The following is a 26,981-nucleotide window of genomic DNA, read 5'->3' on the forward strand; positions in this document are numbered from 1 at the left end:
TTTGCAATCGCGCTTCGTTACCCTCAACACTGCAAAGCATTTGCCAAACTTGCAAAACCACACAAAATCAATCACTTAACATAAAAAAGAAATATTACCCTCTAAATTTTGGCGCTGGGCGATTTTTAATCTGAAAAAGAATAGGCATTTTGCGAGAAAGAAAGGTTTTCATTTTCTCAAAATAAAAAAAGGGCTTTTAGCCCTTTTAGTAAGTTACTGCTTTAAAGGCGTGTCAGGATGATTTTAACCAGTCGAAAAGTCCAAGCGAGAAACTTTCAAATAGATTGATACCCAAAAGTGATTTTATGATGTAGAGCGCAACGAGGCCTAACAGACTCAATATCATGACAGTTAGTGTGGCAATAAGAAAAAGTGACGCTGCTGCAATGGCCTTTTCTTTCGCCGTAAGTGGGCGTCTGTTTTTCCCTGCCAGAAAGACAAGATAAAAACTCCACGGCAAAAACGGGAATTTGACCGTAGCGCGCATATCAATGCTATGCACACGACCACCACGCAGGCCCACAACGCGCGCAAGTGCCAACTGCTGCTCTACAGTGAAACTTTGTGCAATATGCGGTTCCATGCGCTGCATAAGACTTTTCACTGTAGGGTCGTGCATTGGGTGTGATTGCTCACTACTTTTTGACATACGCCCCCCCTTTTGCGCTTAGGTAAATAGGCAAGTATTTAGCAACACGTATTGATTAAACGTCCTACCACTGCTGAATTTTGCGATATAGTGTCGAGGGGCTAACACCAAGCGCGTTGGCTGCTTTAACGACATTGTCTTCGTAATAAGCAATTGCATCCTGAATTGCTTTGCGTTCAATATCCGCAAGCGTGTGGATATCACTTTCGTTCAGTGTAGGCATCTCTTCACTGGACAGTGAAGCAGAAGACTCAAAAGGTTCCTCGGCAATCGCAGTTTCATGAGACGCTGCATCTATTGATCCGCGCTCCTGTTCAGCTACCGTTTGGATACGCGCTTGCTCTACAGGAAGCTGAGACGCTAACATGCTTGCTGTCAGCAATGGACCGTCGTTCATTACCACACAACTGTGGATTAAATTTTGAAGCTGGCGTACGTTGCCAGGCCAAGAAAACTTGCGCAGCAGAGCTTTTGCATCTTCAGAAAAACCAGAGAACATTTTACTTTCTTCTGACATATAGCAACGCATAAAATGATTTGCTAACAGCAACACATCATCACCACGTTCCCGCAATGGTGGCAAATGAAGGGCTATCACATTTAACCTGTAAAAGAGATCTTCTCGCAGATGACCATCTTTTATTGCCTCAAGGGGATGCCGATTGGTCGCGGCTATAAAGCGCACGTTCACTTTTTCCAGCTTGCCCGAACCCACTCGTTGAAATGCACCTGTTTGAATAAAGCGCAGAATTTTTGCTTGCAATCCCATGTCCATTTCGCCGAGTTCATCTAAAAACAGCGTACCATTATCAGCCTGCGTTGCTGCACCATCACGATTTGAAACTGCCCCAGAAAATGCACCTTTTACATGACCAAAAATTTCCGACTCCATCAACTCAGAGGGTATAGCGGCGCAGTTAAGCGCTACAAAATTGTCGTGTTTGCGCTTACTTAGGTTATGTATAGCAGAGGCTGCGACCTCTTTCCCCACACCACTTTCACCGGTGATAAATACCGAAGCTGAACTTGGTGCTGCCTTTTCAATAATCGAATACACATTTTTGAGCGCTTTTGACTCGCCAATAAAACCTTCAACGGCGCGTTTTCTTCGTGACTCCGCCTTAACCAGTGCTGTACGCAACATGCTGCGCTCAATTAGTGTCTTGCGCATTTTCACCGCTTGACCAATAACAAGCTCAAGCCGCGTATCGTCCCATGGTTTTTTAAGATAGCTCCATACATTAGCTTCGTTCACGGCATCTAAAACATGTTCAGCCTCGCTGTGCGCCGTTAGCATTATGCGAATTGTCTCAGGTGCTGAATGAGAAAGCTGCTTAAGAAACTCGGTACCACTCATACCAGGCATAGATAAATCGCTTATAACTATGTCATAAGTTTTGTTTTGACACGCTTCAAGCCCAGCTTCTCCGCTACTCGCCGTATCAATATTGGTGGGTATTAGGCACTCTAAGGTACGTTTAAGCGCGCGCTGGACAGCTACTTCGTCATCAACCAATAAGATATCTAATTTATCTGTCATTCCATCGCCTCTGCATTTACTGCTGTCATTGCCTTGGGCAGCGCTATTGTGAAGCATGTCCCCTGCCCCAACTCAGACTCAACCTCAAGTGAGCCTCCATGGGCCTCTACAATGCTTTTTGAAATAGCCAGCCCCAGCCCCGTGCCTTTACCCACCTCTTTAGTGGTAAAAAAAGGTGAGAAAATTTTAGCCATATTTTCTTTGCTTATACCGACGCCATTGTCTTTAACGTGAATACACACACTATCATCTTGCTCGTTAACATTAATAGTTACACTGCCACTGGTTTCAGTAGCATGAAGTGCATTTATCGTTATATTTAAAAGCACCTGCTCTAGCTCGCCAAGATTAGCATTTACGTTTGCGTTACCATTTGCGTAATCGACATCAATACGCTGGCTGTTCTGTTTACTAAACGATGCCATCTTAACCACGTTACTCACAACATCATTTACATTCACAGCAGAAAGTTCATCTGCTCCGGTATGAACAAATTTTCGCAAACTATCACTTATCTTGCTAAGTCTGTCTATTCCATCCATGTTGTCTTGCAAGACTTCAGCAATCGTTTCTTCAAGGCGTACCAAATTGTTATTTTGAATGGCATAACCGGCCTCAGTGCCCTCATACTGCTCGGCAATTTGCTTCAAGCCATTAATAGCCGGTAACAATGCTTGCTTTAAATAGCGGTTATTTGCCGATATAAACGCAAGAGGGTTATTGATTTCGTGGGCAACACCACTGGCCAATAAGCCAAGAGACGACATTCTATCTGCAATAGTAAGCTGCTTACGCGCGTCTGATAGCTCAACTTTGAGGCCATCTATTTGCTCTGTATCACTTTTATCATTCAGTTTTTCCAAGCTATGTCGAAGCTGGGCGATATGTGCGTCAAGCACGTAAAGCTTTTCCTCATCAATAGCTGCTGAATCTATGAGCATGGCAAGCCACCCATCAACACCATCGACATAATGAAAATTGGAATAAACCAGCCACGTAGATAAATTATCGGCTTCAGGCGATGTTAGCTCTTGAATGCACCAATAAGGAAGAAGACCTTCAGTGTCAAACGGGATTAATTGCTCGATATCCGTTATTTGCGTGGTATTAAAGCTATTTCGAATAACCCTTGGAGATTCGCATTGCATACCATTATTGATATAAAAGCTCGCCGCAAATTTCGCGTCAGTAAACGTGGCGCAGAGCCCAAGTAAAGACTCTACCAAGGTTTGATTACTCTCTGCGCTGGTTGATTCAGTTGTTGATTTTACAAAGAACTCTATTTCTTGTTGTTTATGCTCAACTTCAGCAACGGCGTCTCGAAGCTTTTCGTTAGCAATAAAGGTCTTTTTTGCATAATCGTCGAGTAATTGTTCAGCAGACTCACGCGCTTTTTTCTCGCGCTCTAGCCGCCTTTTGAGGTGCGCAACTTCTTGCTCTAAACTCCGTTGCATATCGACTTCCTATGAAAACAATGACCACTGATGCGTTACGTGTTTTTTCAGTTTAGATTAGAAACACACTTTGTACATAAGCCAAACGTATAAAGTCTTTGAAAAAAGAATAGTTTTTTATATTTCAAATAAAAAAAGCGACCTAGCCAGACAGGCTAGGTCGCTTTTATAAATGAAGTATCAAATTGCTCGCTACTGTGAGTCAGGCAGCGTCACATTTAACTCTAAGACACTGCAATCATCGTTGTTATCAAGTTGAACCGAAACTTGGTCATCCGCGATAGTCACGTATTTCCTGATCACTTGAATGATCTCTTGTTGCATCATAGGAAGGTAATCAGGCTCGCTGCGCTTTTTGCGTTCGTGTGCAACAATAATTTGTAAACGCTCTTTCGCCACTGCGGCTGTACTTGGTTTTTGCTTTTTCTTCAGCAGATCAAAAATGCCCATTACTTCCCTCCCAATAAGCGTTTAAAGAATCCTTTCTTCTCGGCTTCAAGGAAACGATGCTCCACACTCTCGCCCAACAAACGCTTGACCGCGTCAGAGTATGCCTGCCCCGCGTTAGCTTCAGAATCTAAAATGACCGGCTGGCCTTGGTTAGACGCTTTAAGTACCGCTTCTGATTCTGGGATAACACCTAGAAGCGGAATAGCAAGGATTTCTTCTACATCGGCAACACTAAGCATTTCTGCACTTTCTACGCGTGTTGGGTTGTAGCGCGTCAATAGCAAATGTTCTTTAACCGACTCACCTTTTTCTGCGCGCAACGATTTGCTCTGTAAAATACCAAGAATACGGTCTGAATCTCGTACCGATGATACTTCTGGGTTTGTTACTACAATGGCTTCATCCGCAAAGTAAAGAGCCATTTGTGCGCCTTGTTCAATACCTGCAGGTGAGTCACAAATAATGAAATCAAAGTCATTTTTAAGCTCATCTAGCACCGCTTGCACACCTTCAATGGTCAGTGCGTCTTTATCTCGCGTTTGAGATGCAGGCAAAATAAATAAGTTGTCAGTGCGCTTGTCTTTAATAAGCGCTTGTTTCAGCGTAGCTTCTTTATTAATTACATTAACGAAGTCGTACACAACTCGGCGTTCACAGCCCATGATTAGGTCTAAGTTTCGAAGGCCTACATCGAAATCAATGACAACGGTTTTGTGTCCAGCTAACGCAAGGCCAGTACTAATTGCTGCGCTTGATGTTGTTTTACCAACGCCACCTTTACCCGATGTTACTACGATTATTTTTGCCATCTATTAATTCCTATTTTTCACACAGCACATTTTTAGCGCGATTGTTTTAACGTTTTTATGCCAAAGGCACTATGCGTAATGTTTCTTCTTCTAAATACACTTGAGCAGGCTTTTTCCAGCAGTCACCTTTCACCGATTCATGCATAATAAACTGCCCAGCAATTGAAATAAGCTCTGCATCGAGCGCCTGACAATACACGCGAGCTTGTGTATTACCTTTAACACCTGCGAGCGCTCTTCCTCGTAGTGTGCCATACACGTGTATATTGCCATCAGCAAGCAATTCAGCGCCTTCACTCACCGACGCAGTTACAATTAAATCACTTCCCTCTGCATACACTTGTTGCCCAGAACGCACTGGACGAGCCACTACTTTTGCTGGCTTAAATAGTGCAACTTGTGGTTTAGCAACTTGCGGTGCTATCTTGTCACTCGTTTCTTGACTATTTTTCTTGGTGTCGTCTTGAGTTGCAACGTCTACTCGCTGCGCCTTAAGCGCAGAATCAGTAAATTTGCTTTGGCTAACATCTGCTAAGCCCAAGTCATTGATAATGGGTTTTAACTCCCCGACCTCACCTTTTACTGCCATCGGTTGCAACTGCAAGCGTCTACATAGCGCAACCAGTAGTTCAAACTCTGTTGCCGATAGCGGCTTCACTATGTGCAGTATGAGTGATGAGCGGGTAAAAAATTGAGGCGCACTTGCCACTTTTTGGCTTAACTGCGATTCAAAAACATCTGGTTCAAAATCTACTACTTCTAGCACAATGCTGGTTAGCGTTGTGCCTTTCATGCGAAAGCACGTTTCTGTCATTTGTTCTTCCCGAAAAGGCTCTGTAACCTCACAACCTTTACATACATTAAAGGCCAAGCCTGTTTATGACGTCACTGTATCAAAAATCCTTTCTACGGCAACTGTTAAGCAGCGAGAAAGCATGAATAAGCGAAGAACGTGCCAACAACCGGTCACATAATAACCAACCCCATCCTACTAATTGCTAGCAGGCTGAAATAAACAAAATAAAACGGTATTAATCTAGGGGCTGTTTTGACGTTAATTTTGTTGGGTCTAGCAACGCCTCAAGCTCGTCTTTTGGGATATCAGTCATGCGTGCAGCCACCTCTACCACTGGCTTTTTCTCTTTATAGGCGGCTTTGGCAATCTCTGCGGCTTTTGCATAGCCAATGATAGGGTTTAACGCCGTTACTAATACTGGATTTTTATATAAGGACGACGCTAAGTTGTCTTGATTCACAGAAAAGTCGCGAATTGCTTTCTCGCCCAAGGCAACTGCACTGTTGGTGATTAGCGACAAACTTGTCAGAAGATTATTAGCTATCAAGGGAAGCATAACGTTTAACTCGAAGTTTCCTGACTGACCTGCTATCGAAATTGTAGTGTCATTGCCCATCACTTGCGCGGCGGCCATCGCGACCGCTTCTGGAATTACTGGATTTACTTTTCCTGGCATAATGGATGAGCCTGGTTGAAGCGCTGGTAGTGTAATTTCACCTAAGCCCGCCAATGGCCCTGAATTCATCCACCGCAGGTCATTAGCTATCTTCATTAATGTAACCGCAATTCCTTTGAGCACTCCCGACAGGGCTACCGCCGTGTCTTGTGCGCTTATTAAGGCAAAGCAATCTTGTGAAGGCATAAACTCAAGCCCGGTTATCTGCGTTAGTACATCACAAAAAGTCGTCGCAAACTCAGGATGGGAGTTCACCCCTGTTCCTACCGCAGTACCGCCTTGGGCTAACGTATGTAAGGGAGCTTGCAAGGTCTTTAGATGCCAGCGATGTTGCTTTAACTGCGATGCCCACGCCGTAATACTCTGATCCATTCTAACTGGCATAGCATCCATAAGATGGGTGCGCCCCGTCTTACAATAAGCACTAAGGGTTTGGGCTTTGTCTTCTATTATCTTTATGAGTATATCTAGGGCTGGCACTAATTCATTGCTTACCTCTATTGCAGCACTCACATGAATAGCGGTAGGAATAACGTCGTTTGAACTTTGCCCTAAATTAACGTGGTCATTGGGGTGTACATTGCTATCAGATTGTTTACTCGCCAAATACGCGATAACTTCATTAGCATTCATGTTAGAGCTCGTACCCGAGCCTGTTTGAAACACATCTATCGGGAAGTGTTTCATGATGTTAGCGTCACTTAAAAGGTTGTCACACCCATTAATTATTGCTTGTGCGCGTGTATCGTCTAACACACCCAATTTCTGGTTAGCGCGAGCGGCAGCCTTTTTAATGGTAATAAGCGCACGAACAAACGCTTCTGGCATGGCCTGCCCGCTTATAGGGAAGTTCTCAATTGCACGTTGGGTTTGCGCACCGTACAGAGCGTCCACCGGCACAGCCAACTCGCCCATACTGTCTTTTTCTATTCGCGTTTCTGCCATCGTCGTTTCCTTACCTATCAGAGCGTATTGTTCTTTTATAGGTAAAAAACAGCGATACGATCATTCTAGCTCGACGGCGAGCGCTTGCTCCCACGGGACACTTAATTCAAATGTTTCTTTGCGCGTTTTGTATTGATACACCGATGATGAAAACAAAATGGTGTCGGGCTCAAAGCCCTCAGGTAGCGCTATTTCTACATTAATTGCTTGGAAAAAACGAAAACGGTACTTAATATCCTCAGACAAGAAGGGGGTTTCGCCTGAAATAAGCCTAAGTTCACGGCCCTCTTTCGTACCTTGCAAACTCACTCTCAAGTTGCCGTTAATCACTGTTTTTTGTTGACGAGATTGCAATAGCACCATACGAAGTTGAAAGCGATTCTTATCAATTCTAAATACTTCAACGCCTTCAATGGCCAGCATGGCTTCAGATTTTTCAGGCGCCATAACGCGCTCATAAAACGTCAGCAACTCTTGCTGTGCTTCAAGTTCTTTTTTTTGCTCACTCACTTTTTTAGTCATTGAATCTGTTTCGCGCTTTGCTAGTTCTAGCGCTACTTCAAGTTGATTGACTCGTGTAGTCAGCGTGTTGTTTTCATTTGACAAAATGGCAATAGTTTCATTTTGTGCCGCCACTTTTTTGCTATCGCCTTGGTCAACAACGCGTGCTAGCTGATAACCAAATATCACCATCGCAAATAGCGCAATAGCGACGATGAAAGTCCATTTGTAGTTACCTACGATTTGTTTTAATTGATCGGTTGTCATTATTACAATTTTCCAACTACGCACCTTCAATACACAGCGCACGTTAAAACACGGCTTGGCGGTAGTTTTATACGTCACCCAATATTAGTAATACTCGCACGAATAGGCGAACTCGACATAAAGCCTAAAACATTATGAAATTTAAGTGTTTATGGTAAGCTTCCAGTTACGTCGAATCTACTGTATCACATCATGCGCTTGCAGGCTTTAAGAGAGGAAGTAGCTCACCCACGTACATCAGTGCAGTTGTGCGTGCTTGGCATTGTTGGGGGCACAAGTGCAGCGCTCATTATTATCCTATTTCGACTTTGCGTAGAATGGTTGCAAGCCACTGGCATTACTACATTGCAATCGTACTTAAAGCACGACTGGCTAGTGTGGCTCCTTATGCCGTTGATAAGCGTTGCGCTTATCTTGTTTATTGCCTTTTTAACCGGGTTCAAGCATTACCGCCTCGGCATTCCCTTTGTCATACATCGCGTTAAATACTTTTACGGCCACATTCCTTTTAGAACGACAATAAATCAATTCTTTGGCGGCATGCTAGCACTCGCGGGTGGTTTTGTTGTTGGCCGCGAGGGCCCGAGTGTTCACATGGGCGCATCGGGAAGCAGCTTTCTAGGACAGTGGCTTCGTTTACCTTACAACAGTATTCGTATTCTGGCGGGCTGTGGCATTGCCGCCGGTATTTCAGCGTCATTTAATACCCCATTCGCCGCGGTCATTTTTGTGATGGAAGTTGTGTTACGAGAGTACAAAATTCATATTTTTGTTCCAGTAATGCTAGCTGCGGCATGCGGTTCAGTGCTGACGCGCATTGTATTTGGCGAAATTAACGAACTGTCTTTCTTGTCGTTTAATGCGTTCAGTCAATGGATGTATTTTTACTTGGTATTGCTTGGCATTTTGTTAGGCATGCTGGCAGTCTTGTTCAATAGCCAACTTATGCGTGTTATGGCCTTGTTTAGACCGGTTTCGATGGTTTGGCGTCTAGTTTTGGCCGCCGTTATCACTGGTACTATCGGCATGTTTATCCCCGAAGCGCTAGGGGCAAACTTTGTTGATGTAGAGCACTTGTTTGACACTTCGCCCAGCACACTATTACTTGTATCAACACTGGTGTTTAAAGTTATATTGGCGGTCTTTGCAATTGGTCTCGGTATACCTGGCGGCATTATTGGCCCAGTAATGGTGATCGGCATGTTGGCGGGCGCCGTGTTATTACTACCACTTTCTTATTTTATTGATGTTCCTGAGTTCACCAATAGTTTTGCCCTACTAGGTATCGCAGGCATGTTAACAGCCGTGTTGCACGCGCCTCTTGCGGCACTGTCTGCTGTGATGGAGCTCTCTTACAGCCCTCAAATTATCTTGCCCGCTATGCTTGTCATTGTGCCAGCCTACGTAACGTCTACCCAATTTTTTGGCAACCGCTCAATATTCATCAGACAGCTTGATTATCAAAACCTGCCCTATGCAATTTCTTCAATTCGTGAAGCATTAGAAAAAACCGGGGTACTTGCAGCGATGAACACCGACTACAAACTGTTTCACGACGCACCAGAAAAGGCATTAACGGATTTTCTTGAGAAAAACCCGACGACCATTGTTATTCAAAAATCAAAATTTGAAATAGATGTGCAGTATAAACTGGTCCAATACAACGTAAGCTTAGAACACGATGCCACCGCATTAAGTTATTACCAGATGGAAGGCATTAACGCACAGTCAACACTTCACGAAGTTTACGAACATCTTAAAAACTCGCGTTCTGGCGCAGTATATATTTACGATCAGGAACTAAACGATATTATTGGCGTTATTACGTGGAATATATTGCAAAGTTTCTTACAAAAGGCCCAATACTAGTATGTACATTTTATGGTTTAAAGCATTACACATCTTTTTCATGCTTGCTTGGATGGCGGGAATTTTCTACCTTCCTCGCCTTTTTGTGTACCACGCGTCGACAACCTCTCAAGCCGTCAAAGACGAGTTCAAAGTCATGGAGCGTCGCCTGTGGTTTTTCGTTACACCATTCGCCCTATTAACCCTGGTATTCGGCGTAGCGCTTATTGCCAGCTACGGGGGAACATGGTTTAAAATGTCGGGATGGTTGCACATAAAATTACTGCTTTTACTTGCACTTTATGGCTACCACTTCTATTTGTTTAAGTTAATGAAGCAGTTTGCAAGAGACGAAAATCGGCATACTCCACGCTTTTATCGAATTATCAACGAAGCGCCGGTATTGTTGATACTTGCCATAGTCTGCCTAGCAGTTGTTAAACCTTTGTAAATATAAGCTAGCGCTAGCGGAAAAAAACTGTAGTATTAAAGATAACACTCAAGGAGCCAGTGTTATCTTTAAACCGCTGCTGAGCCAGGGTGCTTTTGCTCAGCTACTTTACTCGTTGATGACGGAATACAAATACATGGATGATAGTAACCAACACTTGAAGCACCTTCTTAAGCAAACAGACATCGCATTTAAAGCACTTATGCGCGACCCTGCATCATTGCCTTTACACGAACAATATGAACGCGCAAAACTTGAACTTGATAGCTATACTGCATCGCTAAAGCATTCCCTTGTTCAACGTCACCATCAACACCGTAATCGCTGAATACACGGTGCTTTCGCCACACTGAAACGGTATACCCTACCTTAAACGCACTTAACCGATAGTGAGTATTTACTGCGGTTTGACGAAGGTTTCAAACTGATTAGGTAAAGCTTCTGCTAACTCACCGGCTAACTGCGTATAATCTTTTAACATGGCAGGCAGCTGTTTAATTAACAGTGCGAGATTGTTATTTAGCTGTTGCGCTTGCTCTTCATTGCGGTATTGAAGCGCAAGATCAATATTGGCAAGGGTTGAAAAGAGCTTGAGACACCGCGATAGACGTACTTCAGGCGCCTCGTTATCGTCCGTGTTAACAACATTTTTCTTTGCATGAACTTCCCATGCGCTTTGCCATACGGGTTCCACCTGCTTGTGCGCCTGCAATAAACCATTGAGCCAATCGGCTAGCGCAGTTGTCGGTCTTACGCCCTCGTCAGTTTGCTCAGGCGCAAACATATGAGCAGGTAACGGGATGGCATCACTGCGCATAAACCCCAAATGAGCACGAAGCCCATCCATTAATGTTTCAGCAAGTTTATCGACGTCTTTGTCTATTAGATGGCTCGCACTATTGGTGATAACCCAAGGCATCCATTGTTCTGGCATTGGAATTTCAGGCGCTGCGGCGACTGCGAAAATCATTCCATCGACCCTTGGTACAGAGGGAAGTACTTGCTTAAAGCAAGGGTGCTCGATTGTGTTTGAAATGATATGTATCGGAAACTCTTCACTCACCGTTTAATTCTCATTTTAATTTGCGTTCTATTTTGTGAAACGTTAGGCTGCGCAGCCATTTTTCTGAGAGCAATGGCCAACTGGCTGTTTTACTCCACCTCAGAGCTGGGTACGCGACAATAGGGTTAATATCAATTCAACAAATTGAATTGATGTAGCGAGAGTGTTGCGTACTCGCAGCCCTATTGTCATGATAGCAAAACTTAACTAAGAGTCGTTGCAATGGCAAAAGATAAATCAGGATATATTATCGCGGCCGCCTTTATTGGCCCAGGTACAGTAACCACAGCAAGCTTGGCAGGTGCAAACTTCGGCTTCCATCTTGTCTGGGCCCTACTTTTCTCTATTTTTGCCACAATAGTGCTTCAAGATATGGCCGCAAGACTGGGTGTAGCCAGTGAGGAAGGGCTGGCCAGCGCGATGAAAAACATGGCCTACAAGCCTTGGCTAAAACACTTTTTTATCGTGCTTATTGTCGCCGCTATTGGTATTGGTAATGCCGCGTATGAATCGGGTAATTTAACAGGGGCCGCCATTGGCTTAGATGCATTTGTTAATATTGGGATTGGCCCATGGGCAAGTATTTTAGGCGTAATTGCGATAGCACTTTTGTGGACTGGAAGCTATCAGTGGATAGAAACGGTATTAGTGTATTTGGTGTTTATTATGGCTGGTGTGTTTCTTGTAACGCTACTGGTCGCCAAGCCTGATGTTAGCGCTATGCTTTCACAAATGCTCTCTCCTCGGCTTGATACAGACGCCATTACCACTGTATTGGCGCTAATTGGCACTACCATAGTACCGTACAACCTCTTTTTGCATGCCAGCTTAGTGGCTAAATCATCTCGGGGGCAAGATAAAATTGCGGCAGTAACTGCCTGTCGACAACAGTCAGCGAGAGCCATCAGTATGGGCGGCCTCATTACCATGATCGTTATGGCCACGGCAATGATGGCATTTTTCAATCAAGCTGCCTCAATGGACGCCAGCAATATGGGCGAACAACTAAAGCCAGTGCTCGGTGATAAAGCACAGTGGTTCTTCGCGCTTGGTTTATTTGCGGCCGGATTAACAAGTGCTATCACCGCCCCACTCGCTGCAGCTTACGCAGTTACCGGTGCATTAGGTATGTCAGATGATATGCAAAGTAAAGGGTTCAAAACGGTATGGTTTGTTATTATCGCAATCGGCGTTGGCGTTGCCGCTTTGGGTTTTAAACCATTGCCCGCCATATTGTTTGCCCAAGCAACTAATGCCTTATTGTTGCCCATTATCGCCATTTTTCTGTTGGTGGTGATGAACAAAAGTAACGCTTTGGGCGAGTTTAGAAATACATGGAAAAGTAACTTAGCAGGCGTTGTAGTAGTAGGCACTGTGGTAGCATTAGGCGCTTATAAGCTTATTGGTGTTTTTAGCTAATACAAAAAACAGCGCTTCACGATGCGTTATCGATGAAGCGCTGTTTTAATTGACCTTTCATTAGAGCCCTAACCAATTGAACGCCCGTCAATCAAGAACCCGACAAGCGCGCTAAGATAGCGTCTAGCATGTCACGGCTGCAGCCAAAGTTAATTCTAAAGTGATCCGCTTTATGAAAATCGACACCGGGCGACGGGCCAACGCCTTTTTCTTCAGCCCACGTAAGTACATTTTCCACGCCCAAACCACTTGCATCAACCCACGCAAGAAAGGTTGCATCGGCTTTAAGCATGCTTAGGCCATCAATACTATTTATCACCTCAACAACGCGATCGCGGTTTTCACGTAAGTACTGAATTTGTGCTTGATGCCAATCGTCACATAGCGTAAATGCTGCTTCTGTCGCGGCCAAACCCAATACAGTTACCCAAGGCACAATGCCTGCAGCGGCTTGGGTAAATGCTAATCGCAACTTTCGGTTTGGTATAATGGCAAACGAAGTACCTAAACCTGCAATGTTAAAGGTTTTGCTTGCCGCCATTAAGGTAATACTATTTTGTGATAACGCCGCTTCTCTTCCCGCCGGAATATGCGACTTTCCTTCCTCTAGAATCAGATCGCAGTGAATTTCATCTGAGCAAAGCGTGACGTTATGTTGATTACAAATAGCGGCAATACGATCTAGTTCACTTTGCGTTAATACCGAACCAACAGGGTTCATTGGGTTGCATAAGATAAATAGCTTACATTTGGGGTCGGCCGCTTCTCGTTCCAACGCTTCGAAATCAAGCGTATAGCGCTCAACCTTTGCCCCCTTGCTATCAAGCGTGGTTTCTATCACAGTACCAATATCAACACGCTCTAGCCCATTTATCTTGGGCGCAGCAAGTAGTGGTGGATAATTAGGTGTTTGAATAAGTACCTTATCACCTTCTTCACACGTCGCTTTTATCGCCACATTAAATGCAGGCACTACGCCAGGTGTCCACACTAACCATTCAGGTTCAATCTGCCAATTGTGCTTGTCGTTCAACCAGCGGCATACTGCATTGATAGCACCTTCATGATGTGCAGGCAAAATGTAACCCATATTGCCGTGTTCAACGTGCGCGCTAATGGCGTCCAAAATAGGTTGGGCACAGCGAAACTCAGTGTCAGCTACCCACGCTGGAATAACGTCTTTACCTTTGTATTTTTGCCATTTAAACGAAAACGTGTCTTTTCTTGAAGGGGTGTTGTCAAATAGCGCGCTCACTGTTCATCCTGTTGCTACTTACTGAGATAGCTCCAGTGTAAAAGTTTCAGCTATGAGAAACTAGCACCAGTCGACGATTTGCTATACCAAAATGAACTTAAATAGCGGATGTTGTTCTGGCTAGAGCTTCTTTGGACTTGAAAACAAGTTCGGTCATATCCAGTGGCTTAGCAAGAAATCCCGCGACCTGCAGTGCTTTAGCTTCTACCACCAACGCTTTACTAGGGTCAGCAGTAATCAATAGAAACGGGATATCTAATCTGGCTGCATGGCAGGTTTTCAGCAGGCTCAAACCATCGTAATCGGGCATTACTTGGTCGCTGATGATTAACTGCAGCGTGTCGTTCGTTTGCTGCAATATGAAGTCACGAGCAAACTTGCTTCGACTAAACGGATGTACTGTGGCGTCTAATTGTGTTTCTAACGCCTCAACAATTAAATCCAGCGTAATTTGATCGTCTTCAACCACTGCAACTGAAAGCACTCACTACCCCTTAATTATTATTCTGATGAAGTTTGAAAGCTCGTTACATCAACCAGCAACCCATGCCACTGATAAAAAAACGCAACCCTACATCACTAGGATAGGCAGTAAAGTCGCTTATCGCTACTAACCTTTGGTCGAATTTGGTAGTAGTAAAAGTATCTATTTAAATACGTTTATTAGGACAAAAAAAATGCCAACTCGATGTTGGCATTTTTCAAAGCTATTGGCGTGTTAGTCGCTTACGACTTAGGTGCGCGTGATGCGCGTTTACGCTCATTTTCAGTAAGAAGCTTCTTACGAATACGAATAGACTCAGGTGTAACTTCTACTAGCTCGTCGTCATCGATGAACTCAAGCGCTTGCTCAAGAGACATTCTGATTGGCGGAACAAGTGTTTGCGCTTCGTCAGTACCAGAAGCACGAACGTTAGTAAGCTGCTTACCTTTAAGCGCGTTAACCGTCAGGTCGTTGTCACGGCTGTGAATACCAATAACCATACCTTCGTAAACTTCAACACCGTGACCGATGAATAGGCGGCCACGCTCTTGAAGGTTAAATAGAGCGTTAGTCAATGCTTTACCGTTTGCGTTCGCAATAAGTACACCATTCTTACGCTTACCAATGATACCGCCTTTGTACGGACCATAGTGATCGAATGTGTGGTATAGCAAACCAGAACCTGACGTCAATGTCATGAACTCAGTTTGGAAACCGATTAGACCACGGCTTGGAATGATAAAGTCGATACGCACGCGACCCTTACCATCTGGAGACATATCAGTCATTTCTGCTTTACGCAGACCAAGCTGTTCCATGATTGAACCTTGGTGCTGTTCTTCACAGTCGATAGTCAAGGTTTCGTAAGGTTCTTGCGTTGCACCGTCAACTTCTTTCAGAATTACTTCCGGACGTGATACCGCTAGCTCGTAACCTTCACGACGCATGTTCTCGATAAGAATACCTAGGTGAAGCTCACCGCGGCCAGATACGCGGAATTTATCTGGGTCTTGTGTTTCTTCTACACGCAATGCAACGTTATGTACTAGTTCGTCTTTCAAACGTTCTAGAATGTTACGCGACGTTACGTATTTACCTTCTTTACCCGCAAATGGTGAAGTGTTTACTTGGAACGTCATCGTTACTGTCGGCTCATCAACCGTTAGCGGAGGAAGTGCTTCAACAGTATTTACGTCACAGATAGTGTCAGAAATTTTCAGTTCGCCAAGACCCGTGATCGCAATAATGTCACCCGCGTGTGCAGATTCAACTTCGTGACGAGCAAGACCAAGATAGCCATACACAAGGCCAACTTTACCGTTACGCTTTTGTCCGTCAGCAGTAACAACCGTCACTTGCTGGTTAGGCTTAACAGAACCACGTTTAACACGACCTACACCGATTACACCCACATATGAGTTGTAGTCAAGCTGAGAGATTTGCATCTGGAACGCGCCGTCGATATCAGCATCTGGTGGAGATACTTGGTCAACAATAGTTTGGAACAGCGCCGTCATATCGTCTTCTTTGGTGTCGGCATCCAATGACGCCCAACCGTTAAGTGCAGAAGCGTAAACAACTTGGAAATCTAGCTGCTCATCTGTTGCACCTAAGTTATCAAATAGGTCGAATACTTGGTCCATTACCCAATCAGGACGTGCACCAGGCTTGTCGATTTTGTTGATAACAACAATAGGCTTAAGACCTTGAGCAAATGCCTTTTGCGTAACGAAACGCGTTTGTGGCATTGGACCTTCTTGCGCATCTACAAGTAGAAGTACAGAGTCGGCCATTGACATAACGCGCTCTACTTCACCACCGAAGTCGGCGTGTCCTGGAGTATCTACGATGTTAATACGGTAGTCATTCCAGTTAATCGCGGTGTTCTTCGCAAGGATGGTAATGCCACGCTCTTTCTCGATGTCGTTCGAGTCCATTACGCGCTCTTCTTGCTCGCCTCGAGACTCGAGTGTGCCAGACTGCTGTAACAGTTTGTCTACCAGGGTTGTTTTACCGTGGTCAACGTGGGCGATGATTGCGATGTTACGCAATTTACTAATATCAGTGGTATTCATGCTTATATAGAGCCTGTGTAAATCGATGCCGACTTATTTCGAAATGAAAAAGTATGCAGTAGATTTGTTGCAAAAAAATGCAGATAGAAAAATTTGCGCGGATTGTACAGAAAAACCACGACGTTTGCGCATCTTTTTTTTAAAAATAGATGCGAAACCTTAACTCCACTAAAGATTTCCTGCTTTACCCATCCATTTTAGCATTTTGGGTGGTAAGCGTTCATAAAGTAATCTAGTCTAAATCACGGCGGCAACATACAACATGAACCATAACCGTGCAATATTGCACCAACTTAGTGCAAATATTTCAATTCGAAAGTGATGCTTTTCGTGCGATGCCACAAAATACGGCATACATATAGATGGCATGATAATCGCTTTCACTTTTTCCACTGTTGGGGTGAAGCTGATCATTCCGCATTTTTACATTAAACCTGGAGGACACGATGTCAGTAGAAAAGGCATTAGAGCTGATTAAAGAAAGTGAAGCGAAGTTTGTAGATTTACGTTTTACCGATACGAAAGGTAAAGAACAACACGTATCTATTCCTGCGAGCGTTGTTGATGAAGAGTTTTTCGAAGAAGGTAAAATGTTCGATGGTTCTTCAATTGCTGGCTGGAAAGGCATCAATGAATCAGACATGGTTCTTCTTCCAGACGCAACAAGCTGCGTAGTAGATCCTTTTGCTGAAGAAACACAAGTAAACATTCGTTGTGACATCGTTGAGCCTTCTACAATGGAAGGTTATGAGCGTGACCCACGCTCAGTTGCTCGTCGTGCAGAAGAATTCCTAAAATCAACTGGCATCGGTGACACATGTTTCTTTGGCCCAGAGCCAGAGTTTTTCCTTTTCGACGACGTTCGCTTCCACACTGACATGGCGGGTTCTTTCTACAAGATCGACTCTTCAGAAGCAAAATGGAACTCTGGTGAAGAGTTTGAAGGCGGCAACATGGCACACCGCCCAGGCGTTAAAGGCGGTTACTTCCCAGTACCACCAGTAGACTCTGCACACGACATCCGTGCGGCAATGTGTTTGGTTATGGAAGAGATGGGCCTTGTAATTGAAGCGCACCACCACGAAGTAGCAACTGCTGGCCAAAACGAAATTGCTTGTCAATTCAACACGCTAGTTAAGAAAGCTGACGAAATCCAAGTTTACAAGTACGTTGTTCACAACGTTGCGCACGCATACGGCCAAACAGCTACCTTTATGCCTAAGCCTCTAGTTGGTGATAACGGTTCAGGTATGCACTGCCACCAGTCTATCTCTAAAGATGGTGTGAACATTTTCGCGGGTGACAAGTACGCAGGCCTTTCTGAAGAAGCACTTTACTACATCGGTGGTATCATCAAGCACGCGCGTGCAATTAACGCGTTTGCGAACGCTTCTACTAACTCATACAAGCGTCTAGTTCCAGGATTCGAAGCACCGGTAATGCTTGCATACTCTGCACGTAACCGTTCTGCATCTATTCGTATTCCGCACGTAACAAGCGATAAAGCGCGCCGTATCGAAGTGCGTTTCCCTGACCCAACAGCTAACCCATACCTAGCGTTCACCGCTATGCTTATGGCGGGTATCGACGGTATTAAGAACAAGATCCACCCTGGCGATGCGATGGATAAGGACTTGTATGACCTACCAGCAGAAGAAGCAGCTGAAATCCCAACTGTTGCAAGCTCGCTAGAAATGGCGCTTGAAGCTCTTGATAACGACCGTGACTTCCTTAAAGCTGGCGGTGTTATGACTGACGACATGATTGATGCATACATCGACCTTAAGTCTGAAGAAGTCACTAAACTTAACATGACAACTCACCCAGTTGAGTTCGACATGTACTACAGCGTTTAATTCACGCAGTATTTAGAATCATACTAAAGCCCGCATTGCGGGCTTTTTTTATGTCTATTGTTTAACTACTATAACGATATCAAGCTTATCAGGGTCGGTGCTCGTGAAGATTACGTCTACAGCCATTTCAGTTCTAGTGTTACTTGCTTCACTGCAAAGCGTTACTGCGTTTTGTCAAACCTCTCAGCCACAACCAAGTGACGCGCTTGAACAACGCGCTGAGGATACCGATTCAACGACGACTTTAAATGATAGCCATCAAGGCGCTAAAGCAAATACAATTTACAAAGTAGTCGCTGACGATGGCAGCGTGACTTTTACCGATAAACCTTCAGCCAATGCCACTCCCATGTCATTTGACGGTAAAACTCAAAACGTTGTCACCGCTGCCACTCCCCCTACTTTGCCGCCACCACCGCCTGAAAAAAAGAAACCCAATTATGCGGTGTCGATTCTCACGCCTGCACCAGAAGCGACTATCCGCAACAACTTGGGTGAGCTGACTATTCGTGCAGCTCAACCCAATGCACCAAAAGCGCCTCTCTATCGACTAATTTTTGATAATGCCCAATATGCAAGCAATAGTTCAGGCATATTCAAGCTAGAAGGTATCAATCGCGGGGCACATACATTTAAAGTTGAGCTAACTAATAATACGGGCAAGACTCTTGCATCGTCTCCTTTACAAACCCTTTACCTACATCAGGCATCGGCGTTAATTAATAACTAATAGCGTGCAACGCAAGCGCAATAAGCGCACCAAGGCGGTTCAGCATTGAGATCCATCACTGAATAAAAAATCGCACTTGGCACATTAGCACGCTACAATGCACAATAATGGTGCAAAGGAGACGAGCTCGGATGCAAACAACCGAGTTAGAGACACAGCAGCTAATAAATAGCCTCAATACCGCACTGGTGATGGTAGACAGCAAGCTAACTATCGTTTACGCCAACCATGCCGGGGAAGCATTGTTTGAGACGGGTAAAAAGCAATTGCTTGGCCATCCTCTGCAAGACTTTTTTCTGCCCGGTACAATTGAGACCACGCGATTAAAAGCCGCCATTAGAAAAGGTGAAGACTTCACTGAAAACGAAATTAAGTTAGCATTTCGCGATAATCGCTACGTTTCAGCCGACTTAACGGTAACCAACCTTCATCTTGAAGATGGCCCTCGCTTGCTGTTTGAAGTAAAAAAAATCGATCAGCAAAAACGTATTTCCAGAGAAAATTTACAAAATGCACAACACTTTGCAGCTCGCGAGTTAGTGCGGGGGCTCGCTCACGAAATTAAGAATCCGCTAGGCGGCATTCGTGGCGCCGCACAGCTTCTTGAAAAAGAACTTAGTGAGGAACACAAAGAGTTCACGCAAATGATCATCGAGCAATCTGATCGGCTGCGCAACTTAGTTGACCGTTTACTCGGACCTAACTCTCTACCGCGCTTTGAGTGGAGCAATGTACATCAAGCACTAGAGAAAGTGCGCAGCCTAATGCGTGTTGATTCCGAAAATCCGATAACCATAGTGCGCGATTACGACCCGAGTATTCCCCCTTTAATGCTTGACCCTGACATGATTCAGCAAGCGGTGCTTAATATCATACGAAATAGCGTTCAGGCGCTAATCGAGAGCAAGACTGAACACCCTCAGATTCGTATCGTTACACGTATTGAACGTCAAATGACCATTCAAACCAAGCGCCACGCCTTGGTTGCGAAGATCAAGATTATTGATAACGGTCCTGGGATCCCACCAGAAATAAAAGACACACTGTTTTACCCCATGGTAACCAGTAAACAAAATGGATCTGGCCTCGGGCTGTCAATTTCCCAAACGCTTATCAACCATCACGGTGGCAAAATCGACGTCGATAGCTACCCGGGCCATACCGAATTTGTAATTTACATTCCAATAGATCGTAAGGAGACAGACGATGACGAATGAGTCAGTATGGATTGTCGATGATGACAGTTCAATTCGTTGGGTACTGCAAAAGGCCTTACAAACAGCCAATATTAGCTGTTTAAGCTTTGAAAACCCTGAAGACCTGTTGCTTCAGCTTCAAAGTGGTCAGGCGCCAGAAGTCATCATTTCAGATATCAGAATGCCACAAATGGACGGGATGGCACTGCTTAACGAAGTTCACGCATCTCACCCCATGCTGCCCGTCATTATCATGACAGCGCACAGTGATTTAGACAGTGCTGTGAACGCTTATCAAAAAGGTGCATTCGAATATCTACCCAAGCCTTTTGATATCGATGAAGCAGTAACACTTACGCAGCGAGCACTTGCTCACGCGAGAGAGCAATCTACTGTTAGTAATGTACAGCAAGATGATGTGGTAACAGAAATTATTGGTGAAGCGCCTGCAATGCAGGAGGTCTTTCGCGCCATAGGTCGTTTATCTCGCTCTTCTATTAGTGTATTGATAAACGGTCAATCCGGTACTGGTAAAGAATTGGTCGCCCATGCTTTGCATCGTCACAGCCCTCGAGCAAGTAAACCCTTTATTGCACTGAACATGGCAGCGATCCCCGCTGACCTCGTTGAGTCAGAACTATTTGGCCATGAGAAAGGCGCATTTACTGGTGCTCAAGCCGCTAGACAAGGTCGTTTTGAACAGGCCGATGGTGGTACATTGTTCTTAGATGAAATTGGCGATATGCCTCTTGATGTACAAACGCGTTTACTTCGCGTTTTGGCAGACGGGCAGTTTTATCGAGTAGGCGGCCATCAATCGGTCAGTGTAGATGTTAGGATCATCGCTGCAACGCACCAAAATCTAGAGCAGCGCGTAGCTGAAGGGAAATTTCGTGAAGACTTGTTCCATCGTTTGAATGTGATCAGAGTACACCTCCCCTCTCTTGCTGAGCGCCGTGAAGATATTCCTCTGTTGACTAGACATTTCTTACGACGCGCCGCAAAAGAACTTGATGTTGAGGCCAAAAGTATTTCAAAAGAAGCCGAGCGCGTTATGTCGCAGTTACCTTGGCCGGGTAATGTGAGACAGCTTGAAAACGTGTGTCGTTGGCTTACGGTGATGGCAAGTGGCCAAGAAGTGTTACCGAGCGACCTTCCACCAGAGATCCATGCAGATAGCAGCGTAGATAAACCTTTATCTGAATCGGCGGATTGGCCTGATCTGCTCGCATCATGGACCGATAAGCAACTTAGAGATGGTCAGTACAACATTTTAAACGATGCCATGCTAACGTTTGAGCGTGTAATGCTAGAACGAGCACTTGCTCACACGCACGGGCATAAACAAGATGCAGCAAAGCGTTTGGGCTGGGGGCGCAATACACTTACCAGAAAACTCAAAGAGCTCGGGGTCAATTAGCGCCATTTAAAAAGAGAAAGACAAAAATTAAAAAAGGCACAATAGCGTGCCTTTTTTAGTTTATTCGCGTTTAACAACCCGCTACATTCAATGGCCTTTAGTTAATAGTTGGGTCATTGCCTTATTGAAAGCACGCACCCACTTCATACTAAATTGCCCTTTTGCGCTACGGTTAATGGCAATAACGGCATCTTTCTTTGAAAGTACATTATCTTGATTGTGTGCCCGTGGGTGAGTCATAGCATCGTATGTATCCACAATGGCTAAAAGCTTTGCACCGTCACAAATATCGTCCTCTTTTATGCCTAACGGATACCCCGTACCATCGGTTCGCTCGTGATGCTGCATCACGATTTTGCGCGCCATATCCCATTGGTCAAGATGCTCTAACAATCGCGCACTTTTATACACATGTGAACGCATTAAATTGAATTCTATTTCACTTAGCGCGTCGCCTTTGTGCAATAATTTAAGCGGCATAAATGCCATGCCAAAATCATGAACGTAACTGGCTACAGCAAGCTGATCTTCATCAATAGGGTTGCCTGCTACGTCATTGATATATTTTGCCAACTTCGCAATCCGGTCACCTCGCCCAGACCAGTAATCGGAACGACGTTCAATGGTTTGCATCAAATCACGGAAAAATAAGATATCTTGCTTTTTCTCACTACTGATATCTTTTGGAATACCTGTAGACGACAGAGCTGGCGGCTTAATTTGCACTTTGTCAGGGTTATCATCGTCAGCGATGACATCAAGTGTCGGGTTGAGTAATAGCACGGCTTCGGTAAGTCGCTTTTCATGCTCTGGAGCGTTGTCAGGCGTAATACGGCTAATCGCTAGTACAAGCTGATTATGCAGATTATCGTCATACTCAGCACTCCCTTTCGCCATGACTAACTCGACAAAGGCCTTTACCCTGTCCATGGTAAGTAAAACCAAGTCGCTCATTGTACTGGTATAGGCGACTTGCCCTTTACGCAAATAGTCGAGCAAATCTTCAACGTGTTGCAGTAGCGGGATCATCGGCGAGAAATTAACTAACCCTAAGTCGCCTTTGATTGTATGGATAGAACGGAAAAGCGCACGCTGCAATTCGTTGTCCTCAGGACGAAGCTCTAGCTCAATCAACGTCTGCTCACTTGCTTCATAGAGCTCGTTAATTTCCTCCATTAGGTCAGTAAGAATATCTTCTTCTAGGTCGTCAGGAGTGAATGTCTGCATACAAATTACCGTGGTTAAATTGCGCTTTAATTTATTTTTATTGTAAACGGGTATCGGCTTAATTTCCTTATACTAAAGCACAGAAAAGTAGGAAACCACGCAAAAAGTATTTTGTTCCATAGTTTTTTGCTGATTTTATAGCCATACGGCGCGCTGATACTGGCATTACACCTAGAAGCGCTGTAAAAACTCATCGGACAAGTGTACGCTGAAACTTCAACTATACTGCGCGCGTCATTTATCTCTAGGAGTTGTTTTGTTAGCTTTATTCCGCGTTCCAGCACTATTCATTGCTTTTTTACTTATCAACATCGTTTTGCTTGTGGTGTGTATTGCTCGCCCTTTCCACAAAAATAATGTTCATATTGCTGGACAGCTTTATTCGTTAATGGCCAGAGTGGTGGGCCTAAAGATAGTGATACAAAAAGACCCTGCGGTGAAGATAAATGAACCCTATGTCTACATTGCAAATCATCAAAATAGCTTTGATGTCATTACCATATGTAAAGCAGCACTGCCGGGTGTTGTCACTATAGGAAAAAAAAGCCTTAAATGGATCCCGATCTTCGGCCAAATTTACTGGTTGTCGGGCAACATTCTTATAGACAGAAAAAACTCTGGCCGTGCGCGCAACACGCTAGATATAGCGGCAAATAAAATTGCTAACAAGAAAACCTCTGTCTGGCTTTTTCCGGAGGGAACAAGAAGCTACGGCCGCGGTATCCTTCCTTTTAAGCAAGGCGCATTTAGGCTTGCTAAATCAACGAATGAACCTGTTGTAATGGTAACAGCCAGCAATTTGCACAAGAAAGTAAAATGGAACCGATGGGATAACGGCATTGTACTTATTGATATTGCTGCGCCTGAAGCATTAACCGAAGATCACTCAATAAAAGAATGGATGGTACATTTTAACGACCAAATGAAACAAAAATTCGAACAAATAAATACTCAGGTCGATGAACTGGAAAAAAGCAGGTAAACTTGCGTCAAAATTTCCATTGAGTGTCTATCATGAACCAGTTTGACGAAAGAGAAGAGTGGTACGAGTTTAACCAAGAAACTATTGATGCCCTTCTAGAAGACGGCAGCCAAGCAGATGCCGACTATACTATCGAGCACCACTTTGCCAGTACGGACTTTGACGTTCTTGAAAAAGCAGCCGTTGACGCCTTCAAAGCAGGCTTTGAAGTAACAGATGCCGAAGAGTTGGTGTTAGACGACGGTGACACTGTCTTTTGTTTCGATGCTATTGTTGAGCGCGGGCTTGACATTGAAAAGCTAAATAAAGATATCGACACCTTGCTCAAGATTGCAGATAAGCACGATGTCACTTACGACGGCTGGGGCACCTATTTTGAGCCTCGTGAAGACGGCGAATTTGACGACGATGACAGTAATTTCTACGACGACTAGCGCGGACTTACAGGGCGACCACTAAAGCGTTAAGGTAGTCTTCAGCTTTTGTTCATCTTTTTCCATCAACAATGACACTGTCATTAACGATTGGAAAAGGATGCACAAATGAAAACATCTCAGATTTCTTTAGCAACATTATCAGCATTTGCGCTGTTGCACGTGCTAGTACCGACAACAGCGCAAGCTGCCGACACATCAGCCCCAATAAAAGTGGCTTCAAAAGAATTTCGCTATGATAAGCCTTACGTGCAATCAAACGAGCCGTTGGCTGTTGCTTCAAACAATTCGCAAAAGACCGCCGATACACCAACAAAAAGCCAAGCTGTAATCAATGCTGACAAAACAGCGCGTACCCAGAAGTATATTGGCTCAAGCAAATCCTCAAGTGATATTGTTGTAAACAGTATTAACGAATTTTGGATTTATGATACTTGGGTAACGCTTGATAACGATATCGATTACGACGGTTATCACTCAACCTTTTCAGTAGAATTCGATGCAGACACCATTTTCACCAGTGCGCCTGTTTATGCCGTATTGTATGTGGGTAAAAATGACCGCTACGATGCCATTCACGTTTCTTCTGAATTTTACATCTATGGCGAAGACTCTACAGATAGTTTTACAATAGAAAGTACATTGGTTTCCGGCTTTCCTACCAGTGACTACGATGTACTGCTAGAACTTTACGATGCCGATACAGAAACATTGGTAGCTTATTCAGATAGCTATGATAACGCCGACTTCGCCTACTTACCGCTTGAAAGCGAGAACAATGAATACGTCGTTGAAGAAACAGTAGTCATTGTAGAAGAGCACGGGGGCAGTACTACGTTCTTGTCATTATTTGCCTTGGGATTAATAGCAAGCGCTAGGCGTTTATGGAAGTCATAGTCTAGAGCGTGTTGACCTTTGCGGTACACTTTTTGTTCATTCCAAGCGAGTATCAGGCAATGAACGAGTTGCGTGGTTTGGTTATTCCAAATTAGCGACGAGTAAAGCCGCATGAGGCTCTAGATGTTGTTGATTGACGCAATTTCACGCCACGACTATTATTTTGGTAACTCTCTGAAATAGATGCCAGAATATTATGTATTGCATAATGGTCATGGAATTGCGTCAATGCCGCATAAGATAAAACCCAATACGCCTCACTCCCCTGCCCGTCGCACGCTTCTCAAAGGCGGCGCAGCTCTGGGTATTACTGCTGGAGTTACTCCCTTTGCCATTGGTCAAGCAAAACCGACACTTAGGGTGTTAGGCACACATGTCACATTACAGGAAGAGCTTCGGCAACGTGCCATGCAAGACTTGGGAATAAACATTGTTTTTGAACCCGGCGGCAGTGCGGCTGTACTTCAAAAAGCATCAATGAACCCAACATCGTTTGATCTCTACGAACAGTGGTCAAACAGCATTAACGTATTATGGCGTGCAAAAGCAATTCAGCCTATTGAGAAAAAGCGAATTGCGTATTGGGAAGAGATTAATGATCTGTCGAAAACGGGCAAGCTCACTGCAAACGCAAGAATGGGAGCAGGCGACGCACCACACAAAATTATCAATGTGCAAGGCAACGGAACGCTAGGTGAACGTCATACTGATACTATCAGCTTTTTGCCTTACGTACACAATGTAGACTCCTTTGGTTACGACAGGCGCTTGTTACCCCAAGAACTTCAAGGTGAAGCCGAAAGCTGGGGGTGGCTACTGGATAGTCGTTATTCCGGTAAAGTAGCGATTGTTAATGACCCCACCATTGGCCTTTTTGACTTAGCACTCGCCGCCCAAGCGAAAGGCTTTGTTCAATTTGATGATATTGGTGCAATGACCGAAGTTGAACTAGACAGTCTTTTCAGCGTACTAATAGAACTCACACAGTTAAATCACTTTAGCGGTTTTTGGACTTCAGTTCCCGAATCTGTACAATTCATGAAAAGCGGCAGAGTTGCGATTGAGAGTATGTTTTCACCTGCGGTATCTGCGCTAAATGGTCAAGATATCCCAGTGACGTTCGCCGCCCCCAAGGAAGGCTATCGCGGCTGGCATGGGGTAATGTGCTTGTCATCTGCAACCCACGGAAGAAGCAAAGATGTTGCTTATGAATACATGAATTGGTGGTTGTCGGGGTGGCCCGGTGCATTTATTGCCCGCCAAGGCTATTACATATCGAACCCACAGCGGTCTGCAGAATATCTATCTGAGGCAGAGTGGAATTACTGGTACAAGGGGCAAGTGGCGACGGCGCCACTAAAAGGTACCGATGGCATGATAAGTGTCGAAAAAGGAGCGCAGAGGAATGGCGGTAGCTACGAAGAACGGTTTAGCAACGTGGCAGTATGGAATACAGTTATGCCGACTTACGAATATAGCCTGCAAAAGTGGTATGAGTTTATTACGTCATAGCCCTTTCTTGTCTTTGTGCTCATGAGATAGGACCTCACTACCATC

25 protein-coding genes are annotated in these 26,981 nt (G+C 44.5%); 12 read left to right on the plus strand and 13 right to left on the minus strand.

The window, feature by feature from the left end; translation table 11 throughout:
• Nucleotides 1-232 precede the first annotated feature (232 nt).
• The 8 genes from OZ660_RS15465 to OZ660_RS15500 form a co-directional block, all read right to left on the minus strand.
• A complete protein-coding gene (locus tag OZ660_RS15465) occupies nt 233-649 on the minus strand; it encodes a hypothetical protein (protein WP_226432222.1) in 417 nt (138 codons plus the stop codon).
• Nucleotides 650-713: 64 nt separating this feature from the next.
• The gene (locus tag OZ660_RS15470; protein ID WP_274741521.1) at nt 714-2,189 is read right to left on the minus strand and encodes a sigma-54-dependent transcriptional regulator; all 1,476 of its coding nucleotides are present in this window, start codon (nt 2,187-2,189) and stop codon (nt 714-716) included.
• On the minus strand, nt 2,186-3,643 hold the full coding sequence (locus OZ660_RS15475; RefSeq protein WP_274741522.1) for a sensor histidine kinase: 1,458 nt from the start codon (nt 3,641-3,643) through the stop codon (nt 2,186-2,188). The genes OZ660_RS15470 and OZ660_RS15475 overlap by 4 nt, the downstream gene beginning before the upstream one ends.
• A gap of 192 nt (nt 3,644-3,835) precedes the next feature.
• Nucleotides 3,836-4,093 (minus strand): cell division topological specificity factor MinE, encoded by a 258-nt coding sequence (gene minE, locus OZ660_RS15480; RefSeq protein ID WP_159626548.1) that lies wholly within the window; start codon nt 4,091-4,093, stop codon nt 3,836-3,838.
• Entirely contained in the window at nt 4,093-4,902 is an 810-nt protein-coding gene (minD, locus tag OZ660_RS15485; protein ID WP_159626547.1) for a septum site-determining protein MinD, read from the minus strand. The genes minE and minD overlap by 1 nt, the downstream gene beginning before the upstream one ends.
• A gap of 55 nt (nt 4,903-4,957) precedes the next feature.
• Nucleotides 4,958-5,716: a septum site-determining protein MinC gene (gene minC / locus OZ660_RS15490; protein ID WP_274741523.1), complete on the minus strand. Its 759-nt coding sequence runs from the start codon at nt 5,714-5,716 to the stop codon at nt 4,958-4,960.
• A 217-nt stretch (nt 5,717-5,933) separates the two neighbouring features.
• The gene (locus OZ660_RS15495; protein WP_274741524.1) at nt 5,934-7,319 is read right to left on the minus strand and encodes a class II fumarate hydratase; all 1,386 of its coding nucleotides are present in this window, start codon (nt 7,317-7,319) and stop codon (nt 5,934-5,936) included.
• A 60-nt stretch (nt 7,320-7,379) separates the two neighbouring features.
• Nucleotides 7,380-8,087, minus strand: coding sequence for a DUF6776 family protein (locus OZ660_RS15500; RefSeq protein WP_274741525.1), 708 nt, complete (start codon nt 8,085-8,087; stop codon nt 7,380-7,382).
• Nucleotides 8,088-8,279: 192 nt separating this feature from the next.
• Here OZ660_RS15500 and OZ660_RS15505 point away from each other — a divergent pair, with 192 nt between their 5' ends.
• The 3 genes from OZ660_RS15505 to OZ660_RS15515 all read left to right on the plus strand — a co-directional run bounded on the left by OZ660_RS15505 (nt 8,280) and on the right by OZ660_RS15515 (nt 10,714).
• On the plus strand, nt 8,280-9,956 hold the full coding sequence (locus OZ660_RS15505) for a chloride channel protein (protein ID WP_274741526.1): 1,677 nt from the start codon (nt 8,280-8,282) through the stop codon (nt 9,954-9,956).
• Nucleotide 9,957: 1 nt separating this feature from the next.
• Complete coding sequence (locus OZ660_RS15510; RefSeq protein WP_274741527.1) at nt 9,958-10,386, plus strand: CopD family protein; 429 nt, start codon at nt 9,958-9,960, stop codon at nt 10,384-10,386.
• 136 nt (nt 10,387-10,522) lie between these two features.
• Nucleotides 10,523-10,714, plus strand: coding sequence for a hypothetical protein (locus OZ660_RS15515; RefSeq protein WP_202262357.1), 192 nt, complete (start codon nt 10,523-10,525; stop codon nt 10,712-10,714).
• Between the two features lie 69 nt (nt 10,715-10,783).
• Here the strand turns inward: OZ660_RS15515 and OZ660_RS15520 are convergent, their stop codons facing one another.
• A complete protein-coding gene (locus tag OZ660_RS15520; RefSeq protein WP_342455326.1) occupies nt 10,784-11,449 on the minus strand; it encodes a UPF0149 family protein in 666 nt (221 codons plus the stop codon).
• Between the two features lie 222 nt (nt 11,450-11,671).
• Here OZ660_RS15520 and OZ660_RS15525 point away from each other — a divergent pair, with 222 nt between their 5' ends.
• Nucleotides 11,672-12,868 carry an Nramp family divalent metal transporter gene (locus tag OZ660_RS15525; RefSeq protein ID WP_274741528.1) on the plus strand — a complete coding sequence of 399 codons (1,197 nt, stop codon included), beginning with the start codon at nt 11,672-11,674 and terminating at the stop codon, nt 12,866-12,868.
• Between the two features lie 91 nt (nt 12,869-12,959).
• On the opposite strand, the gene OZ660_RS15530 is transcribed toward OZ660_RS15525, so the two are convergent.
• The 3 genes from OZ660_RS15530 to typA form a co-directional block, all read right to left on the minus strand.
• A complete protein-coding gene (locus tag OZ660_RS15530; RefSeq protein ID WP_274741529.1) occupies nt 12,960-14,123 on the minus strand; it encodes a MalY/PatB family protein in 1,164 nt (387 codons plus the stop codon).
• 97 nt (nt 14,124-14,220) lie between these two features.
• Entirely contained in the window at nt 14,221-14,607 is a 387-nt protein-coding gene (locus OZ660_RS15535) for a response regulator (RefSeq protein WP_274741530.1), read from the minus strand.
• 242 nt (nt 14,608-14,849) lie between these two features.
• Nucleotides 14,850-16,682 carry a translational GTPase TypA gene (gene typA / locus OZ660_RS15540; protein ID WP_202262362.1) on the minus strand — a complete coding sequence of 611 codons (1,833 nt, stop codon included), beginning with the start codon at nt 16,680-16,682 and terminating at the stop codon, nt 14,850-14,852.
• A gap of 446 nt (nt 16,683-17,128) precedes the next feature.
• On the opposite strand from typA, the gene glnA reads away from it, so the two are divergent.
• The 4 genes from glnA (at nt 17,129) to glnG (ending at nt 21,884) form a co-directional block, all read left to right on the plus strand.
• Complete coding sequence (gene glnA / locus OZ660_RS15545) at nt 17,129-18,538, plus strand: glutamate--ammonia ligase (protein WP_202262363.1); 1,410 nt, start codon at nt 17,129-17,131, stop codon at nt 18,536-18,538.
• A 103-nt stretch (nt 18,539-18,641) separates the two neighbouring features.
• Complete coding sequence (locus tag OZ660_RS15550; RefSeq protein WP_232369597.1) at nt 18,642-19,268, plus strand: DUF4124 domain-containing protein; 627 nt, start codon at nt 18,642-18,644, stop codon at nt 19,266-19,268.
• Between the two features lie 131 nt (nt 19,269-19,399).
• The gene (glnL, locus tag OZ660_RS15555; RefSeq protein ID WP_202262364.1) at nt 19,400-20,485 is read left to right on the plus strand and encodes a nitrogen regulation protein NR(II); all 1,086 of its coding nucleotides are present in this window, start codon (nt 19,400-19,402) and stop codon (nt 20,483-20,485) included.
• A complete protein-coding gene (gene glnG / locus OZ660_RS15560) occupies nt 20,475-21,884 on the plus strand; it encodes a nitrogen regulation protein NR(I) (protein ID WP_202262365.1) in 1,410 nt (469 codons plus the stop codon). Before glnL ends, glnG begins: the two co-directional genes overlap by 11 nt.
• A gap of 87 nt (nt 21,885-21,971) precedes the next feature.
• Here glnG and OZ660_RS15565 read toward each other — a convergent pair whose 3' ends face one another.
• On the minus strand, nt 21,972-23,111 hold the full coding sequence (locus OZ660_RS15565) for an HD-GYP domain-containing protein (RefSeq protein WP_274741531.1): 1,140 nt from the start codon (nt 23,109-23,111) through the stop codon (nt 21,972-21,974).
• 256 nt (nt 23,112-23,367) lie between these two features.
• Here OZ660_RS15565 and OZ660_RS15570 point away from each other — a divergent pair, with 256 nt between their 5' ends.
• From OZ660_RS15570 to OZ660_RS15585, 4 genes are all read left to right on the plus strand, one after another.
• A complete protein-coding gene (locus OZ660_RS15570; protein WP_274741532.1) occupies nt 23,368-24,093 on the plus strand; it encodes a 1-acylglycerol-3-phosphate O-acyltransferase in 726 nt (241 codons plus the stop codon).
• A 32-nt stretch (nt 24,094-24,125) separates the two neighbouring features.
• Nucleotides 24,126-24,527, plus strand: a complete 402-nt coding sequence (rraB, locus tag OZ660_RS15575; RefSeq protein ID WP_159626512.1) for a ribonuclease E inhibitor RraB — start codon at nt 24,126-24,128, stop codon at nt 24,525-24,527.
• A gap of 108 nt (nt 24,528-24,635) precedes the next feature.
• Entirely contained in the window at nt 24,636-25,424 is a 789-nt protein-coding gene (locus tag OZ660_RS15580) for a choice-of-anchor H family protein (protein WP_202262369.1), read from the plus strand.
• 228 nt (nt 25,425-25,652) lie between these two features.
• Nucleotides 25,653-26,936: an ABC transporter substrate-binding protein gene (locus OZ660_RS15585; protein ID WP_274741533.1), complete on the plus strand. Its 1,284-nt coding sequence runs from the start codon at nt 25,653-25,655 to the stop codon at nt 26,934-26,936.
• The last annotated feature ends 45 nt before the right edge of the window (nt 26,937-26,981 follow it).

Source organism: Alteromonas sp. 009811495 (assembly GCF_028865455.1).
Lineage (GTDB): Bacteria > Pseudomonadota > Gammaproteobacteria > Enterobacterales > Alteromonadaceae > Alteromonas.